The sequence below is a fragment of the Candidatus Harpocratesius sp. genome, assembly GCF_054039255.1.
The window spans coordinates 34,352-53,046 of the sequence record NZ_JBPLBG010000019.1; the positions used below are offsets into that span (position 1 = coordinate 34,352).

The 18,695-nt window shown below is 31.7% G+C and carries 18 protein-coding genes; 8 read left to right on the forward strand and 10 right to left on the reverse strand.

Features of this window, described 5'->3' with window-relative positions; all coding sequences use genetic code 11:
• Positions 1–60: 60 nt before the first annotated feature.
• Positions 61–1,461, forward strand: coding sequence for an alpha-amylase domain-containing protein (locus ACXLDF_RS04175; protein ID WP_457557238.1), 1,401 nt, complete (start codon positions 61–63; stop codon positions 1,459–1,461).
• A 199-nt stretch (positions 1,462–1,660) separates the two neighbouring features.
• The gene (locus tag ACXLDF_RS04180; protein WP_457557239.1) at positions 1,661–1,996 is read left to right on the forward strand and encodes a hypothetical protein; all 336 of its coding nucleotides are present in this window, start codon (positions 1,661–1,663) and stop codon (positions 1,994–1,996) included.
• Positions 1,997–2,573: 577 nt separating this feature from the next.
• Here the strand turns inward: ACXLDF_RS04180 and ACXLDF_RS04185 are convergent.
• A complete protein-coding gene (locus ACXLDF_RS04185; RefSeq protein WP_457557268.1) occupies positions 2,574–2,771 on the reverse strand; it encodes an ADP-ribosylation factor-like protein in 198 nt (65 codons plus the stop codon).
• Positions 2,772–3,110: 339 nt separating this feature from the next.
• Here ACXLDF_RS04185 and ACXLDF_RS04190 point away from each other — a divergent pair, with 339 nt between their 5' ends.
• The 4 genes from ACXLDF_RS04190 to ACXLDF_RS04205 all read left to right on the forward strand — a co-directional run bounded on the left by ACXLDF_RS04190 (position 3,111) and on the right by ACXLDF_RS04205 (position 5,780).
• Complete coding sequence (locus tag ACXLDF_RS04190; RefSeq protein ID WP_457557240.1) at positions 3,111–3,659, forward strand: NUDIX hydrolase; 549 nt, start codon at positions 3,111–3,113, stop codon at positions 3,657–3,659.
• 148 nt (positions 3,660–3,807) lie between these two features.
• Positions 3,808–4,206, forward strand: a complete 399-nt coding sequence (locus ACXLDF_RS04195; protein ID WP_457557241.1) for a hypothetical protein — start codon at positions 3,808–3,810, stop codon at positions 4,204–4,206.
• 91 nt (positions 4,207–4,297) lie between these two features.
• Positions 4,298–4,972, forward strand: a complete 675-nt coding sequence (locus tag ACXLDF_RS04200; protein WP_457557242.1) for a hypothetical protein — start codon at positions 4,298–4,300, stop codon at positions 4,970–4,972.
• Between the two features lie 136 nt (positions 4,973–5,108).
• Positions 5,109–5,780 carry a CopG family ribbon-helix-helix protein gene (locus ACXLDF_RS04205; RefSeq protein ID WP_457557243.1) on the forward strand — a complete coding sequence of 224 codons (672 nt, stop codon included), beginning with the start codon at positions 5,109–5,111 and terminating at the stop codon, positions 5,778–5,780.
• Between the two features lie 29 nt (positions 5,781–5,809).
• Here the strand turns inward: ACXLDF_RS04205 and ACXLDF_RS04210 are convergent, their stop codons facing one another.
• Positions 5,810–6,154: a ubiquitin family protein gene (locus tag ACXLDF_RS04210; protein WP_457557244.1), complete on the reverse strand. Its 345-nt coding sequence runs from the start codon at positions 6,152–6,154 to the stop codon at positions 5,810–5,812.
• Positions 6,155–6,307: 153 nt separating this feature from the next.
• Between ACXLDF_RS04210 and ACXLDF_RS04215 the strand changes: the two genes are divergently transcribed.
• The gene (locus tag ACXLDF_RS04215; RefSeq protein ID WP_457557245.1) at positions 6,308–7,783 is read left to right on the forward strand and encodes a coiled-coil domain-containing protein; all 1,476 of its coding nucleotides are present in this window, start codon (positions 6,308–6,310) and stop codon (positions 7,781–7,783) included.
• Positions 7,784–8,034: 251 nt separating this feature from the next.
• Here ACXLDF_RS04215 and ACXLDF_RS04220 read toward each other — a convergent pair whose 3' ends face one another.
• The 8 genes from ACXLDF_RS04220 to ACXLDF_RS04255 all read right to left on the reverse strand — a co-directional run bounded on the left by ACXLDF_RS04220 (position 8,035) and on the right by ACXLDF_RS04255 (position 16,656).
• Positions 8,035–8,961, reverse strand: coding sequence for a CoB--CoM heterodisulfide reductase iron-sulfur subunit B family protein (locus ACXLDF_RS04220; protein WP_457557246.1), 927 nt, complete (start codon positions 8,959–8,961; stop codon positions 8,035–8,037).
• The gene (locus tag ACXLDF_RS04225) at positions 8,961–9,506 is read right to left on the reverse strand and encodes a 4Fe-4S dicluster domain-containing protein (protein ID WP_457557247.1); all 546 of its coding nucleotides are present in this window, start codon (positions 9,504–9,506) and stop codon (positions 8,961–8,963) included. Before ACXLDF_RS04225 ends, ACXLDF_RS04220 begins: the two co-directional genes overlap by 1 nt.
• A 93-nt stretch (positions 9,507–9,599) precedes the next feature.
• On the reverse strand, positions 9,600–10,220 hold the full coding sequence (locus ACXLDF_RS04230; protein WP_457557248.1) for a Rab family GTPase: 621 nt from the start codon (positions 10,218–10,220) through the stop codon (positions 9,600–9,602).
• Positions 10,221–10,383: 163 nt separating this feature from the next.
• Positions 10,384–11,808, reverse strand: a complete 1,425-nt coding sequence (gene gltA / locus ACXLDF_RS04235; protein WP_457557249.1) for an NADPH-dependent glutamate synthase — start codon at positions 11,806–11,808, stop codon at positions 10,384–10,386.
• Between the two features lie 74 nt (positions 11,809–11,882).
• Positions 11,883–12,779: a sulfide/dihydroorotate dehydrogenase-like FAD/NAD-binding protein gene (locus ACXLDF_RS04240; RefSeq protein WP_457557250.1), complete on the reverse strand. Its 897-nt coding sequence runs from the start codon at positions 12,777–12,779 to the stop codon at positions 11,883–11,885.
• A 277-nt stretch (positions 12,780–13,056) separates the two neighbouring features.
• Positions 13,057–14,448: an MFS transporter gene (locus ACXLDF_RS04245; RefSeq protein WP_457557251.1), complete on the reverse strand. Its 1,392-nt coding sequence runs from the start codon at positions 14,446–14,448 to the stop codon at positions 13,057–13,059.
• Between the two features lie 663 nt (positions 14,449–15,111).
• The gene (locus tag ACXLDF_RS04250; RefSeq protein WP_457557252.1) at positions 15,112–15,717 is read right to left on the reverse strand and encodes a LabA-like NYN domain-containing protein; all 606 of its coding nucleotides are present in this window, start codon (positions 15,715–15,717) and stop codon (positions 15,112–15,114) included.
• Between the two features lie 240 nt (positions 15,718–15,957).
• Positions 15,958–16,656, reverse strand: a complete 699-nt coding sequence (locus ACXLDF_RS04255) for a hypothetical protein (RefSeq protein WP_457557253.1) — start codon at positions 16,654–16,656, stop codon at positions 15,958–15,960.
• 216 nt (positions 16,657–16,872) lie between these two features.
• Here ACXLDF_RS04255 and ACXLDF_RS04260 point away from each other — a divergent pair, with 216 nt between their 5' ends.
• Positions 16,873–18,687: an MFS transporter gene (locus tag ACXLDF_RS04260; RefSeq protein ID WP_457557254.1), complete on the forward strand. Its 1,815-nt coding sequence runs from the start codon at positions 16,873–16,875 to the stop codon at positions 18,685–18,687.
• Positions 18,688–18,695: the final 8 nt, after the last annotated feature.

Sequence of the window (18,695 nt, forward strand, 5' to 3'; positions counted from 1 at the left end):
AGAATAAAATAATAAATGGACATTTATTTATATTAAAATAATGTTCTTGAGGGTTGTTGTATGAATCGGCGTGAATATTTAGCTTGGTGTGTCATCCTTAGTATTGTATTTTCAGGAGGTGCCTATATTTACAGTTTTACTTATAGAACATCTTCAGATGTATTTGTTCTTCCACAGGAAACCTTAGGTAGCCCAGAAACAGCAGCATTACGAACAATTGGTTCTAGTGCTCTCTTACAAGGGTTTTATTGGGATGTCCCTGCAGGAGGAGTTTGGTATAATGAAATTACTGCAAAAGCACAAGAAATTGCAGATGCAGGTTTTGATTGTGTTTGGTTTCCACCACCTTCAAAAGCTATGAATGGTCCCTATTCAATGGGCTATGATCCATTTGATTATTACGATTTAGGACAATATGATCAGAAAGGATCAGTAGAAACTCGTTTTGGCTCCTTAGCAGAGTTAGAAACGGCTATCAACACCTTAAAAACACTTGGTGTTCATACAATGGCAGATATTGTAATCAATCATAATGGTGGTGGAGATTTACAATATAATCCAAATGTTGGTTATGATACTTGGACAGATTTTAGCAATGTTGCATCTGGGAAATTTTTAAGGGGATATAACGATTTTCATGTATCTACATATGAATACAGTGATGAAGGAGTATTTGGTGGATATCCAGATTTATGTCATGCAAATCCATGGGTATATAACAATTTAATTGATTGGGGGACTTGGTTACGAGATGATATAGGGTTTACAGATTGGCGTTTTGATTATACTAAAGGTTATCACTCGTGGATGGTTAAAGAATGGATGTATAACATCGGGGGATTTGGAGTTGGAGAATATTGGGACTCTAACCGTGATTTACTACAAAATTGGGTAGCTGGAACAGATTATCAAGCTAGTACCTTTGATTTTAACCTCTATTATACCTTAAAGGACATGTGCTTAGGAAATGGTTATTTTGACATGAATTCCTTGGATGGAGCTGGTTATAATTCATGGGATCCAATGCATGCTGTAACTTTTGTTGCAAATCATGATACAGATGAAATTTGGGAAAATAAAGAAATGGCTTATGCCTTCATCATGATGGCAGAAGGATATCCCAGCGTATTTTGGCGTGATTATTTTGACTGGGGTATGAAAGATTTAATTAATACTCTTTTATGGGTACGGATGAACTATGTTGCGGGAAGTACAACAGTTCTCTACAAGGATCAAGATCTTTTCATCATGCAAAGAAATGGATGGGATGGAAAACCTGGCGCAATTTTAATGCTTAATGACAACACAGCAACCTGGAAGGGCCAATGGGTGCAAACTAAATTTGGGAGTACTCGTTTAGTTGATGCAACTGGACAGGCAAATGATGAATGGACACAATGGAATGGTTGGGTCGAATTATGGGCACCCCCCAGCGGATTTACAGTTTGGATTCCTCAATAACATAAATGCTTCTAATAAAGTTGTTCCTTTTTCTTATTTTTCTTCCTTTTTTCTCTTTTTTTTTGTACATTATTAGTTCTTTTTTTTTAGAACATTATTATTATTATTATTTTCTGCAAACTTTTGTATATTTGAAAATTCGAAAATATCCACATCATATCACAATACAAAATGGAAATTTAACAAATTATAAGTAGAGATGTCAACTTCACAAGTGCGAATTCTGGCTCGACTTAATCGATTAATCACATTACAGCAACAACTTCAATTTTATGAAAAGAGTACTGATTATTACAAACAGGGATTAAATGCATTCAAGGCTTATGTTGAATGCGTGCGTGAGTTTAATAAACCACGTGATTTAGTCAACGCCTATATTCGCATGGCAAAATACTGCGAAAATATGGAAGACTTGCTATTATCTCGAGACTTATATCACGAAGCGATGGAGTTAATGATAACATTTCAAATTGGAACCAAAGGACATATTCGCAATTTAAGACAGAAAATCCAAACTCTTCGCCATTTTTATTAAGCCTTAGTTATTATATTATATCTTGTCAGCTAATAAAAATAAAGAATGTTTATATCTCTATATTAAAAATAATAATATACCATAGCCCTATCTCTCTTCCCCAATAAATCCTTCAATCGTATATTCTCCGTTTTTTTTTTTCACCTTTTCTTTCTTATTACACTTTATATCTATTTTCAATTAGCGCGAATTAGTTTACGTTATAAAAAATAACAAAAATAATAGGAATTTTATTCGAGTAATATACATATTTTTCTGTTTCCAATGAATCGCACAGAATTTGAAAGAAAATGGAAAATGTTAAAAGCAGAAATCTCTTAATAGTTGAAAAAAAGTAAAAATAAACGAAATATTAATTTTAAATAAGTATTACCAACTTGATCACTGCGGTACAAAATTATATAATTGAATTAATGCTTTTCCCTGATCTTGATCTTAAAAAAAAATCTCAAAGGCTTTCATGTTGGATTCAACTGGAATAAAACCATATACAATAATCAAAGCTTCAATTGACTCGACAGAACGATTCAAAGAATTTTATTAATCAAATGCTCTCAAAAAAAGCGCATTTATGATTTTAATTTTTTAAAAAATAAATTTGATATGAAATAGACAAACATGTAATTTTTAAATTGAATGACTTATCATATATGGGATGGGCTTGCCCTCCTATATCCCAAACATTCATGTTATAATTGGGAGATTCTAACTTTTCAATTTTTACACCTATTGTTGGAAAAGATTGAAATTTACGTCTAATAAATGCTTTCCTTATAAAAGATCAACTATGTTAGATTTCGCTGCATTATCTAATCCTAAAATGCTGATTTTAATCTATTATTTTTTAATATATGCCGCGCATCTATTCCATTCTGGTGATACAAGTGTAGCAACAAGAATCTATTTTCTTAATAATTTCAGATTAACATCTACTGTTTGGGCTATTTTTTCTATAGATTCAAAATTAATTTTAGAAAGAACACAGATTGTACATATTTTAATAGCCTCTCCTACTAAATAACTTTCACAGATCAAAAACTTATTCGCAGTTAAATAATTTTACTTAATTTACTTGAAAAATATTTAACTAAGAAGAACCTCATCAAATCATACTATGGATAATTCCAAACTTTTATGGAAACAACGCCAGAAAAAAGTGATATTCCGGAACCAATATATTGGGTTAAGAAATGATGAAGTTGAACGACCTGATGGGGAATTAGGGCATTATATTGTTATTGAAAATCGAAATTTCGTAAATGTTTTTTGTCATACTCCAAATAATACATTTTTGATGGTATATCAGTATCGTTATCCTTGGAAATGTTTTTCTTGGGAACCTCCATCTGGTATTATTGAAACTTTTAAAGGTGAAACCCCTGAAGAAGCTGCTCGGCGTGAGGTAGAAGAAGAAACTGGATATAAAGTAAAATCGTTAATAAAGCTAGCAAAAGTTCATCCATTTGCAATGTGTGCGGGATGGGCGCATGTTTTTTATGCAGAAGTTGTTCATTCTGGAAATCAACATTTAGATCCGGGGGAATTTCTCGTATTCGAGGAAAAAACACCAGATCAAATTGAAAAATTAATAGAACAAGGTAATTTTTTACATGGAATGTCGCTGTTAGGTTGGGAAATAGTTAAAAAACAGTTTTTAAAATAATGTTCTTCAATATTTAAAAGCATAGCAAAAGCTTTAATGCTCTGCGTATTGAATAAATACCTAAGAATCGCATTGTTCCTTTCGCTTATATCATAGCTACTAAAACATAAGAAAAAAGCATAAGAAAAAAAATAGGAGAAAAATAAAAGTGATCTTTACCGATGCTGACTTAATTCGCCTTCTCTTTACATTCTGGGCTGCTGCACATGTAGCACATTTAATTGCCTTTATTTTCGCCAATTTAGATGATATATTTATTTCAAAAATTTTCTTTTTGGGAGATCTTGCTGGATGGGGCTTAGTTTGCGGATTAACAGTTCTTATGATAAATGTCTGGCAAGTTCCACGTTGGATGATCTGGGGCTTTTACATTTTTCATATTCTCGTCATCTCAACGATCTTTTCTGATTTGGCCTTATATCAAGATTCAATCGCTCTAACAGATATCAAAGGATTAATTCGAGAAACGTTAATTGAATCCATCGTTATCCCATGGGGTGTAGGAATTGTGGTTGGCGTTATCAGCGCGGTGATTTTCGGGCTTTAAAAATAAATTATAAGGATCGGGCCCCCTTACTTTAATAAGGTTCATCTGTGTTAATATAATTAGAATAACTGATTAAGAATTGTGATTCATTATGACACTACTTCAAATATTTCAAATTGCTGATGGGATCCTTGATCTCTGGGTTAAAATCTTTGGTGATTCAGGGGCTTGGATGTTAATCTTCTGTGGCCTTATGGCACTTGTCTGGTTCTTTTATGAAGGTATGCGTCGAGGTTGGATTCGACGTAAGAAAGAAGATTGGGAAATGGATTCGGTATCCCGCTTTCTGAAATTCTTGATCTTTTTAGGTATTTTATTAGGATTGATTAACGTAATTACTGCTGTTATAACCATTTCTTTAGACATTCCTCCTTCTTATGCTTATCGTGATAATATCGGAAATCACTATGATTTACTAACCAGTATTAGTTTACTCGTGATGGGGCTTGCAATGTTTATTAAACCATTACAAGATGTGCCAATTGCAACCATTGTCGGACTAATTGCGGGAGCGGCTGTGGCTTTATTACTGGCAATGGTAATTCCTTCTGGATTTGTCTCTGATTCTACCTTAAAATGGATATTGGTTATTGTTTTTATAGCGATAACAAGTATTGTTGGAGCACTTTTGAAAGTATGGGTCGATGGAATTGAAGCAATTGCTAAACTTCTCTCATGGCCTCCAGTGGCATTAATTTTGGCCGCTTACTGTATTGTGCAGGGAATATTTGTATTAGTCGGTGGAACTAGCTTAATTATGTTTTAACAAATTAATGCGAATAAGTTTTTATTTTAATACATTTTTTCTCTTAATTTTTAATTACTTTTCATAAATTCTCTCTTAAATTATAGTAAGAAGGAGATTTTTAAGGTGGGTCTTTTTGTATTAAGATAGAGTATTTATGGCAGAAAAAAGGAGAGAATATGCGAGATTTTCAGTATCAGTTCCAAACGAACTTAATGAAGAATTTGAAATTCTGAGGAAAAAAATCCATTTAAGCAGATCAGATGCTGTGCGTCGTGGAATGCGTTTGCTAATTAATGCAAATATAGAACAAATTACCAATGCTGAAGATATTGAAGTGCTGGGAACCATTGCGTATATTGAAAAAGCACATGTTCATTCACTCATATCTAAATCATCTGTTACTTCTCATTCTCAAAGTAAAATTAAAAAAAATTCACAGAAAGATTCCAAGAAAGATTCTGAATTAAGATATAATCATAATCATAAACTAAATAATAATAATAATAATTATAATCATCATCATCATCATGATCTAGACTCCCAGCGAATAAAAGAAAAAAGTCAGATTTCAGGAGAACAATATTATTTTCCAGTGGATCAATTAGAATTCATCCAAATTAACGATCTACAGCATAAATTTTTAGAAGAAATCATTTCAACCACTCACATACATGCAAGTCGTGAAAAGTGTATGATTTTGATAGCTGTTAAAGGTAGACTCACTCGAATTAATGCTTTGATGCAAGAATTAAAATCATTTAAAACAATTCAAAATCTTCAATTTTTAGCGCTAGAAAAATATTCAATTAAAAATCAGAATAATTAAAGAAAATACAGAAATTTAATCTTTTCCCTTTATCCTCCATGGAGAGAAGAAATCAACGTAATATCACAATTTTGATTAAGTTTTTTATTTAATCCACCTGCTAAATTTATATCAACATCATCAATCAAACAAATTATCCCAACTTCTAACTGATTTCCTGCTTCATTCAAAATATGGTTCTTTTTTGGTAAAAAATAGGTTTCTTGAATTTGTTGTAAAGCATCCTTTAATCTAAGACCACTTTCTACAGAAATTTCTACCTCAGAAGCTCCAACAATATTACGGATAGTCGAAAAGAAGCGAAATTTAAGAATTATAGGTGGATCTATTTCACTACATTTTGATTTGGATTCTAAACTTTTTTGAGTCATCATGAAAAATAATGTCAGATCAAAAAAAAACTTATTCGCACTTATCAAATCATTGTCACATTTCAAGATATCAAGATTTGATTACCATAGCAAGAAGAATTTTAAATATATAGAAAGCGAAAATTACATACTAAATATTTTTTGGGGAGAAATTTTATGGCCAATTTTTGGAAAGAAGTTGATGAAAATTTAAAAAAAGGAAAAGGAGATAAATTAGTAAAGGTTCGGGCAAAGGATTTAAGCGATTTAAGAAGTAAGATGAGTGAGTTGGAAAATGAAATTAGTACTGCTCAAAATAGAATCCAAACACTAACTGAGATCAAAATAGATTTAACACGCCAAATAGATTTGTTACAACAAAGTAAAGCCTCACTTGATAACACAATACAAAATCAGCTTCAAACCCAAACTGAGATGATTCAAGAATTAGAAAAAGAAATTCAAGAATATCAAACAAAGTTGGCAACACTCCAAACAAAAGCTACAAAGAAAGATAGATTAATAATTGAATTCAAACAAAAATTAGATGAAGCAATAAATAAAATTAAAACTCAAGTTGCTGAAATTGAACAACAAAACCGACAAATTACTACTTTAGAAAATCAAATACAGTCCTTAAAAACACAAGTTTCTGAATCAGCTAATCAGAAAGAACTAGAACAAAAAATTGATGAATTAAGTAGAATTCAAAATCGATTAAAAGCAGATTTAAATGATAAAGAACAAAAAATTCAACTCTTACAGAAACAATTAAAGAAATCTAAACCAACTGAAGAAATTGTGGATTTAAAAAACCAATTATTATCCAAACAAACAGAATTAGAGAGAAAGGAATTAGAATGGAAGCAAGAACGACAAAATTTTGAAATGTTAGAGCAATCCATGAAAGAACAATTGCAAATTGCCCAAATTAAGATAAATGAAATTGAAGAAAGCAAAAAACTAGCAGAAGAGAATTTTGAAAAAGAAATATTACAATTGAAAAACACACACCAAGAAGAACTCGAATTAATTCAATCAGAAGCAAAAAAACCTCCTTTAAAAACAGAAGAAACTGCATCAGGAAAAATAACTGATCCACAAGTTCATGATTTAATTAGGAAACTGCGAATTTCAAATGCTAAAATGCAAGAATATCAATTGAAAGCGCGAAAATCATTAAAATCTCTCAGAATTATTGAAGAAAAAGAAAAGAAACTTGAAAAAGAACTTAAACAAATTAAAAATAATTCCATTTCGAAAAAAGATTATGATATCTTACAAAAAGATTATCAAGAAATGAAAGAAAAATTAGAAGCTTTAGCTCAAAATCGCGAATTACTTTTGAGTGAAAATGAATCATTAAGAATTCAATTAGAATCAAAGCAACCGAGTAAGATTGAAGTAAAAGCAACTAAAGCAAGCACTACAAAAGTCAAAACACCTTCTAGAAGACGAAAAAAACCATCAAGGCATATTGAAGAACCACCTGTTGAGATTGTTCATGCTAAACATATAGGACGTCTTAAATGTCCTCATTGTGGAAGTACAAAACTAAAGGTAATTGACGATAAATCAACTATAATTTCTTATGTACCCCAAGTAGTATATGCAAAGAAGACCGTTTGTACTCAATGTGGATATATTTTTTAAAATAACTTTTTTTCAATTTAATGTAGAAAATCTTAAATGTTAAAATTTGATTAGATAAAAAATGCTTTATTCTAAATAAATCTGGAATTTTTACTTTAATAAAAATATGAAATTAAAAAATCCTTTTTTTTCATGAGGTTCACAATAATCTTTCTCACTTATCTATCACTCTGATATAATATATAATACCATTCATCAGATGCTGAAGATTAATGTGAAAAGTCATGTTTTTTTATTATATCATAATCATTTCATTCGAAACCAAAGACTTTCAAAGTTTTTATTGGTTTAATTTGATGAAATTTTAAACCTATATCTGAAAATGATGCCCCAAAGGCTAAAGCCATTAATTCAGTTACATATAAAACAGGAATTTTTACGTCCATTTGATAAGCTTTTTTCATGGCGCGCTGTCCAACTTCCAACTGTTGAAAACAAGAAGGACAAATAACTGCAATAATATCTGCACCTACTTCTTGAATGCTTGAATATTTACGCTTCAACATACCGTTAGCTGCATCTTCATTTACACGAGCAACAGCAGAACCACAGCACATCAATTCTTCTTGATATTCTAATACAGTTGCACCTAATGCTTCCAAGATCTTTTTAGGATAAATTGGTTCCAATCCATCATCGGTATTTACAAGTTCATGTGGTCTGGAATAATGACATCCAGGATGAACAGCAATTTTCATTCCTGTTAAAGGTTTTACAACTAAATCTTTTATAGGTCCAATTCCAACTTGCTCATATAAAACTTCAATAAAATGATTGACTTCACTAGTTCCTTTAAATTCTCGACCAATTTCCTTTAATCGTGATTGAATGACACTTTTTTCTTCTGGATTTTCAAGTAATTCATGTCGAACTGCTTTTAATGTTTCAGAACAACCATTACAAAAACTAACAATTGGCCGATTATCTTCTTCAGCTAATGATAAATTCCGCGCTCCCAAAGTCAACCATGCTTCATGATTGGTACTTTGAACACCAACAGGATCAGGACAGCATCCAAATTCATTATTATCATATAGTTTAATTCCTAACTTTTCGAATACAAATCGAGCACTTTTTTCAATAAAAGGAATCCGATTCTGTATTGTACAACCAACAAAGATATCAAATTGAAGAGATTGTACAGTTTGTTTAGTAAATTCATTTGATTCTAATACCATTATGAAGAACCCTCCGAAAGATCAGATTTCGCATTTGCATGTTCTAAAATAAGCTTAACAGGAGTAAGATCCATTAGATGTTGGATTTCAGTAATAGATACTTCAGGTGAAGGTGATAATCCCAATTGTGCCCGTCGCTTGGCAATTGCAGGTTGCAATGGAACTGCTTTGCCATGAAGATAAACTTGATTTGTTTCACTAGTATAGGACTCAGGAATATTTCCAAAATCCGCTGCTGCATTTTTAACACTTATGAAAATTTCATGTAAATTCACATGTTGTGGACATACTTCTTGACATACTTCACACATACTACATTCCCAAGTATTAGGAGATAGATCCACAATTAATCTTTCTTCAAATCCACAATTAGCAAGTTGTATAATGCTACGCGGGTTAAATTTTCCACCTGTTTCAAGGGCTACTGGACAACTAGTAGAACAAGTGCTGCAATTATAACAAACCCTAAGTGAAACCCCAAGTTCAGAATCAGTAAATTCTTCCCGAAGGCATGCAGCAGGGTTATCTAACTCATGTTTTTCCATCGTAATGATCTATAATGAAACAAAAAAAATAAAATGATCTAAAAAAGAAGTAAAGCAAAAAAAAAAATAAAAAAGAAGAAGAAAGAACTTATTTTATTTCTCGTTTTCTTTCCCAATCATAGTTTGAGCGACTTCTTCAAAAAGTTTTTCTATTCCAACTCCATTTTTAGCACTGGTTTCGAAATATTTGTTAATACTAAATTCTTCCTGAAAATTATCTATGAAACTATCAGGAATTTTTGAATAACCATTTCCAATTAAATCACTTTTTGTTCCAACCAGAAAGAATTTAACATTTGGGTTTCCCCAAATTCCTCCTTCCTTTAAAATCTCAATCCAATTGTGCAGTCTTTGTAATGAATTTAATCTTACCAAATCAAATACGAGAATAACACCTTCAGCGCCTTTAGTATATTCTTTTACAATAAATCTAAAACGGTTTTGACCCGCAAAATCCCAGAGAAGCAGAGTTAAGCGATTTTCATATTCTTCATCGACAGTTCTTATCTTTTTAATAAAAAAATCACTACCAATAGTCATCTTTGTTGAATCGATGAATACATTATTTATATATCGATAAAGTAATGTAGTTTTACCAACACCACCTTCACCAAGAATTAATATCTTCTTTTTAATATGCCGAACAAGCTTTCCATTTGAATATAAATCAGGATCTTCTTTTTCATCTTCTTTTTTTTGTGGTAATTCAGACATTTTGATCGTGATCAATTAGCTCATTCATGTAAATAAGTAATTGCTTTTAAAAAGAACACAAAAAAAAAGGCAAAATAATATTAGAATAATTATAATATATTGATAATCAAAAGAAAGAATTATCGATAATACTTAAAGAAAAAAAGTAGAAAGACCTAATTTTTTAAGAATCGCTCAGTTTACCTTGTAAAAATTTATGGATCCCTTTAGCAGCAGTTTTTCCTGCACCCATTGCAGAGATAACTGTAGCACTTCCTGTTACAATATCCCCTCCAGCAAATACATTTGGAATGGAAGATTGCATATGTTTATTTACTTCAATATATCCCCATTTGTTTAATTTCAGATTGGGAATATTCTGAGTAAGTAATGGATTAGCACGGGTTCCAATTGCCATAATAACAAGATCCACCGGTATGGTATATTCACTACCTGAAATAGGAATAGGTCTGCGTCGGCCAGAAGCATCAGGTTCACCCAATTCCATCTTGATAACTTCCATTTCTTTTACAAAACCCTTTTCATCTCCAATAATCTTGGTAGGATTGCGTAAAAAGTGAAATTCAATACCTTCTTCAACAGCATGTTCGAACTCTTCGCGCCGTGCAGGAATTTCTTTTTCGCTTCTGCGATATACAACAATTACTTTTTCAGCACCAAGTCGTAAAGCAGTGCGCGCAGAATCCATAGCAACATTTCCACCACCAAGAACAGCAATTACTTTACCTGAATCAACCATCGTATCATAGGAAGGATCATACGCTTTCATTAAATTTACACGTGTGAGATACTCATTTGCAGATAATACACCATTAAGTTCAATACCAGGAATATTCAAAAAGATAGGTAATCCAGCCCCTACTCCAATAAAGAATGCTTTAAATCCTTGAGCCTCCAAATCTTTCAATGTATATAATTTTCCTACAACAGCATCTAGTTTTATTTTTACCCCACATTCGCGTAGATTATCGATCTCTTTTCTAACAATTTTCTTTGGTAATCGAAATTCGGGAATTCCATAAACTAATACACCACCTGTTTTATGGAAGGCTTCAAAAATAGTAACATCATAATCTAATTTTGCCAACTCACCAGCACACGTGAGTCCAGCAGGTCCCGCGCCGATGACGGCCACTTTAGGATTTCCACTTAAATCGACGCATGCGCCTTCATCAAATTCTCCAATATTCTTTACTTGTTGTTCCCAATCAGCCACAAAGCGTTCTAATCTTCCAATTGCTACAGGTTCTGATCCTGTAATTTTTCCAAGAGTACATTTTGCTTCACATTGAGTTTCTTGAGGACAAACGCGCCCACAAATAGCTGGGAGAACGTTTTTCTCTTTTATTTTATCAATTGCACCTTCAAAATCATGAGTGCTGATTTTTGCAATAAATTCTGGTATGGGAACTTCGACAGGACAACCCTTCACACATGGTCGGGTTTTACATTGAATGCAACGATTAGCTTCTTTAATAGCCATTTCTTCAGTATATCCCAATGCGACTTCGCTAAAATTATGCGCTCTTTCATGAGGATCTTGTTGAGGCATTAGGTTACGTGATTTTATAATTTGATATTTTCTCATTGATTTTCCTCCATTCATTCTATTCATTTTCCTTTTTTTTATTTTATTTTGTTATAATTTAAGGACATTCTCCCTTATTCTTTGCATTCTCCTTCAGCATTATCAGCCATTGCTAATAATTTGCATTCATGCTCGAATTTCTCTAAGCGCTCATGTTCTACGCGTTGAAATCGACTATTTCGAGCAATAAGATTATCAAAATTTACATTATGCCCATCTACATCAGGACCATCCACACATGCAAATTTAGCTTGCCCATCCAATGTCAAAAATCTACAACCGCCACACATCCCTGTTCCATCTACCATTATAGGATTAAGAGAAACAGTGGTTGGTATTTTTGGTAGATCTCCTTGACCACTAGTTAATCGAGCAACAAATTTCATCATGATGATTGGTCCAATGGCAATTACATGCGAAAGCGGTTTGTTTTCCATTAATTCTTTTAATCTATCAGTAACAAAACCTTTTTTCCCGTAAGAACCATCATCGGTGGTAACAATTACTTCATCAACAACTTGACGAAATTTATCTTCCCAGAAAAGTAGATCTTTTGTTCTTGCACCTAAAATAACAATTACATGGTTTCCTACTGCTTTAAACTCTTTAGCTTGTGGAAAAATAGGAGCAATACCAACACCACCACCAACTAAAACAACTGGATGCTCATATTTTTCAATATGTGCTGACTTGCCCAAAGGACCAACGAAATCAAGAATTTCTTCTCCAGCTTCCATTAATGATAATTCAGTAGTACTTTTTCCTATCTTCATTACAACAATGGTGATTGTGCCTTTTTCAACATCGTAATCAGCAACAGTTAATGGAAAGCGTTCACCATGTTCAGTCAGTCGAAGTATTACAAAATTTCCCCCATGAGCCTTTTTTGCCATATCAGGAGCCTCAACGACCATTTCAAACACGGATTGCTCGTTATTTAAAAATTTTTTTGAAAGAATTTTCCAACCCATAGTATATCACTATAGGGAAATCAAAAACGGTTGCCATTTAAATTTTTCAACCAAAAAAGTGGAAAATTGAAAAAATGGGTGCATATACCCACAAATAAGCAAATTATGAAGTTAAAGTGCCCTTTTTTTGCACAATGACTCATAACTTTGAACGAAAATAACAAGAAAATTATTTCTAAAAAATATGAAAATATAAAACTTATTCGCATTCATTTGCTCCTAAATGAATAGAGTATTGTAAATTGAGAAAATAGAGAAAAAAAATCTGCTAAATCACTTATTCTACTAGGGGTTTTACTTCTTCTTTTGAAATGTTACTTCTAATAAATTCTGATTCATCCACTAGATCAATCTCGTTAGTATTTAAATCTTCTTTTTTACTTTTTTCATCATAATGCATCATTTTAGTGAATTTAATAAGTAGAAAATATACAACTAATGAAATCGAAGGAGATATTAAGAAAATCCACACCACAGGAATCATTTCACCAATTAATCCCCAAATTATTAAGCCAATTGGATTCATAGCTTTGATAAGGGTGAACATTGTAGCAAACACTCTTCCCTGTAAATCTTTTGGAATTGTAGTCTGGAGAACAGAAATTAGTTGAGTATCAATATATGCGAGATTAATTCCCATTATAAAACATATGATAAAGAACAACCAAAACCAACCGCGAGGAACAAGAGCTAATCCTAAAAGCACCACAGAAAGCATCATTCCTGAAATAATCACCGATTTCATTGAGCCTTGTCGTTTTGATAGCATTAATAAAATAGCTCCAAAAATTAACCCTACTTGGAATAAAATTTCTACCCAGCTATATTCAGAAGCACCTCCATTATGATATTCTAAGATAAAAAGGGGAAACAAGGTAAAAACAGGTACCACAATAAAATTTGCTAAAGCAAACATTACAAAAACAGGAGATAATCCTGATTTTTTGATATAATTAAATCCTTCTCTAAAATCTTGTTTGAAGGATTTTTTATTATGATTAGTACTCATATCAGATACTTCTGAAGAAGAATTATTTATTATCGCAGATTCTTGTGTGAAAGAATTTGATTTTGATCGAACTGAAGGAATTTGAATAACTAATAGAACAATAGCAGTAGGAATAAAAGTAAATACATCCAACCAATAGATTTGTTCAATAGAGAAACTTGCAATAGCTACAGCCCCGATAGCGGGACTTGCGATATTCATCAAGGATGATAAAATTTGATTTAATGAGTTCACAAATTTAATTTTTTCTTTAGGAACCATTAAGGATGTAATTGAAATTGCTACAGGCATTTGAAATCCTTGACACGTTCCCCGAACAGCTAATAAAGCAATGATGTGCCATAATTGGGCGAGATTTAAATAAAAAAGAACAATTAAGACAAAGGTTCCTAAAGCTTGAATAAAATCTGCAAGGATGAGCACAGTATTTTTATTCACACGATCAGAAATTACTCCTGCAAATGGTCCAACCAAAATCATTGGAACGATAGATGCAATAGAAGCAAGAGATAGAATAAATGATGACTCTGTCCTTAGGGTTAAATACCATATTACAGCAAATGATACTATGTTTGAGCCAATCAAGGAAATATATTGAGAGATCCAAATCCAGATATATCCATGAAATGATTTTTTAGAGATTTCATCATAACTTATCATAATAAATCACTTTTATTTGAATAAAAGTAATGTGCAAATATATATAAACGATGTGTATGCCATTTCTTTTTTCTTCCGCATATGAATGAAAATATCCAAATGAAGAAGTATGCTTTTTTTATGTGTGTAATTCATATATGTAAATGTGTTTATAAATTAAAATCATCTTTAAATTAATCTTTTTTAACTCTGAAATACATCAAATAATGTAAAATATCAAAAAATAAATAATATCTCTAAAATGCATAAGTGGGAATTAGTTTAATCTATTTTTCTATCATAGATTTCTCAAGAAATAGCACAAATTTAAAATTTAAAATACACGCTTTAGAAACTAATCTACACTTATTGTTAATTGATTAACGAAAAAAATTATTACTTTAAATATAAAGGAATAATTTTAAATAGGAATATAAGAATTATCTATTAGTGAACAGCTCACTATGAGGTAAAGAGATTTACCAGCTGATCTGGATTTTAAACACTTTTGCTAAATTGCAACGGTGTATGATTCAATAATTCAGGTGAACAGCTCGCCTTTAAGGCAGATAACTGCCAGCTGATCTTTTTGTTCTTTCTTTTTTTTATTTTATCTCGAGATTATCTGCTTAATAATTACGATTTGATTAAAATAATTACAATTTCGAGAATATAATCAGATCTTCATAATTCTTTAGGAATAAAACATTTCCGCAATAAAGATTTCGAAACTTCACGATTGTTTTTACAAGCACAAATAAGATCCCATGATTTAAGCGCTTCAAAATACAATATTTCAACAATCTTTCCAAGTGAAATTAATTTTTTAACAAGTGGAACAAAATCACCATCACTACTGACTAAAATCCCCACATCATAAATATCTTCATAAGCATCGCTTAACATATCAACAGCTATCGAAATATCATCACCTTTAATCGTTCCTTTTGATCTCAAGATAAAATCATTTGGATTCACGATTCTATGTTGAATTTTGCAAAGAATTACTTCTATACTTTCTTTCCTTAAACGAGAAAAGAATTTTTGCTGTTCTCTATAAATAGTGGGATTTTTTTGCTGATTAAATGCTGATGAATAGTAATTGATACCAATTAATCGCCGATTCTTTGTAGTTAATCGTATCCCCATCTTAGCAAAATCAAATTGAAATTCTCGGTATTTTTTACCCATAGTTTTCAAACCATGATAAAAATTTGCCCCATCAATGTAAATTTTAACTCTAGGTTGATTTAAATGGATATCCCTGGCAATTTCGTTTCGCCTTTGCATAATTCTAATTTGCTTCAACATAAAATAAATCTATCACATTACTTTAACAAAGATGAAAAATATAGAAAAATTACCATGACATCCAAAGTGTGAAATACGATTTTATTACTTTTTTCTTAAGATCTTGCATTTGTTTTGAACCAATTTCTAAGAACTAACTAATGGGATGATCTTGTGCGAATAAGTTTTTTTTGCTTAAAGGATTTGATCATAAATCATCAAATTTCATATATCCATACTTCAACATTCTTTTTGATTTTTGTAAAGAACACAAAAAACAATGCACAAATTACCAATGGATAAAAATCCAAATAGTAATGAATCAAAAAGGGTTTCATTTTCTATAAAGTTCCCAATGGCATCAATTATTAATCCAAACAGCATGAAGATTAATCCTATGAAAAAGAAAACCATTTTTTTTCTATCATCTCCTTCAGTTTTCTTTACTCCAAGAAAATAAATCGTGAATATTGAATAAATTAGAATAATACCGATAAAACTTGCAAATATATTAAAAATTATAGGATCAAAATGAGTGTCCGCGTTGTGCACATCTATAACTTGGATATAGTTAGAAATTCCTAAAAGAAGAGCGATTCCACTTGTAATTCCAAGCATAAGATATTTTAAGATACGATTTGTAGTTAGCCAAAAACTCGAGTGAATCAATATTTTCATCGTGTAAAATAGAAACAGTAATGAAAAGCAAATCATAATCATTCCTATTTTTAATAAAACAATAATTGCCAGCTCAGAATTTGCAACAGAATAAATTATTGTTGAGAGAGCATATATTCCTAAAAAAAATGAAGAAAAACCCAAAAAGCGGCTTGATTTTGCATCATTTGAAGAGAAACCTTTTTTTAATAAAAAAAAGCTTGCTAATAATGCACTTATTGTAGTAATACATTCAAAAACGTAAGTAATGATTGCTGTCATAATACTTTACTTTCTTTTAAATATTAATAAAGATATGGATTGTATGGATGAATAGCTTCAAAGGGGAATATATTGTTAATTAAATGTAAAAGATAGGAGTCCGTTGTCATAAAAAAGATCTTATTTGTAGTGTAAATTAGTGCAAATAAGTTTGATCCTTTTTTATTTTTTCATTTTTACGATAAGTTATTAGCATTTTCTATTTGAAATAATACTATGGAAAAGGATCGCTTTCCATACTTTCGGACCATGCTAATGAGTTTTGGAATGTTCAGTTCGAATATTGCTTTAAGTGCTTACGTAATATATGTCCCACTTTTTGTTCGCCGAAATTTTTTAGCCCACTTTCCAAATTCTGGTTTAATCAATACTATTGTTGGTATTGTCATGGTGTTAGATAACATAATTGCATTATTCGTGCAACCTGCAGTAGGTTCACTCTCAGATAGAATTTGGGTAAAGCATTTGGGGCGTCGAATGCCCTTTATCATTGTTGGAATTCCACTCTCAGCTTTTTTTCTAGGACTAATTGGCACATTTGAGGAAACTTTGATTTGGTTGCTTATAGCAATTACTTTCTTTAACATTTCCATGGCATTCTATAAATCTCCTATGTTAGCACTCATTCCTGATTTTCTTCCATCTTCTTATAGATCAGAAGGTTCAGGTGTTCTTTCAGTTGTAGGAGGATTTGCCAGTATTTTAGGGCTATTCCTTTCAGCATATTTATTTCAAATTCATCATTCCTTAGCATTTTGGGTAATTGGGGCGATTATGTTAGTATGCTTGCTGATTTTAATACTTTCAGTGCACGAGGACCCAAATAAATATGTTGTTTCAAAAAAAACAGCAGAAGGATGGTCTAGAATTCTATATAATCTGCGTCATGAAAAGAATAAAGCACTAATATTTGCGTTAATTGCAGTTTTTCTTAATCAATGCGGATATCAAGTAGCCGAATCATTTCTGAGTACTTTTACAGTTTCAATTCTTGGATTTAGTGACACGCATGCAAATTATGTTTTAGGAACGCTGGGCTTATTTGGAGTTCTCTCTGCAGTTCCTGCAGGATTATTAGGAAAAAAAATTGGAGCGCGTGATGCATCTTTACTCGGATTAATTTTATTTGGAATTACAGTTATTCCGATGGCATATTTTGCATTAGTTTCTCCTGATGTAGTTGCGAATGTTTTTCAGCTGAATCAGTTCCAGATTGAATTACGATTCTTTATAATACTTCTTTGGGTTTTGGTTCTAGGATTTTCTTTAACTGTGATTTCCATTAATCTCCTTGTAGTGGTTTGGGACATGGCATCTGAAGATAAAATTGCCACTTATACGGGATATTACTACCTTTTTGTTCATACTGCTGCAATTGCCAGTCCATTAATTGCAGGTGTTATCTTTGATATACTTGCATCAATATTTCCCATTAAAGGTTTACAAGGTCTTTTCAGTTATGTTGGTCTTATGTATGTTGGAGCAATTGTCGCACTACTAGAAGTTCGTCGTATTCAAGTTGCAAAAGAATTAGGTTTGACACCAGAAGAACAAGAATTATTACGAAAGCGGGCGAAAAGACGAGCAACTTTATTATTACCATTGATTCTCTTTGGATTTGGTGCGCGACAAAATCCAGTAAAAGAAAAACGAAAGGAATTAAAGCAAGATTTGCATCTTTTTGAGAAAAGATTTCGAGAATTTATGAAAGATGGAGATCTAAATAAGAAAGAATTCCGAGAAGCTATTAAAGCATTAAAACAAGAGCATAAAAAGGAGATTAGAGCTTTAAAACGAGAATTAGCTCACGAAGAAGCGGCAGAAGAAAAGGCAAAAACAGAAATGCATCAAGATTTTATCTTATTTAAACAGCAATTCAGCGAATTCATGAAAGACGGTGATTTAAGCAAAGCAGAGCTGAGACAGGCAATCCGCGCTTTGAAGAGAGAACAAAGCAAGGAATTAAATGCTTTTAAACAAGAAATGGTTGCCCGACGAAAAGCTCAGATAAAAAAATATGAAGACATATGAAAAGAACT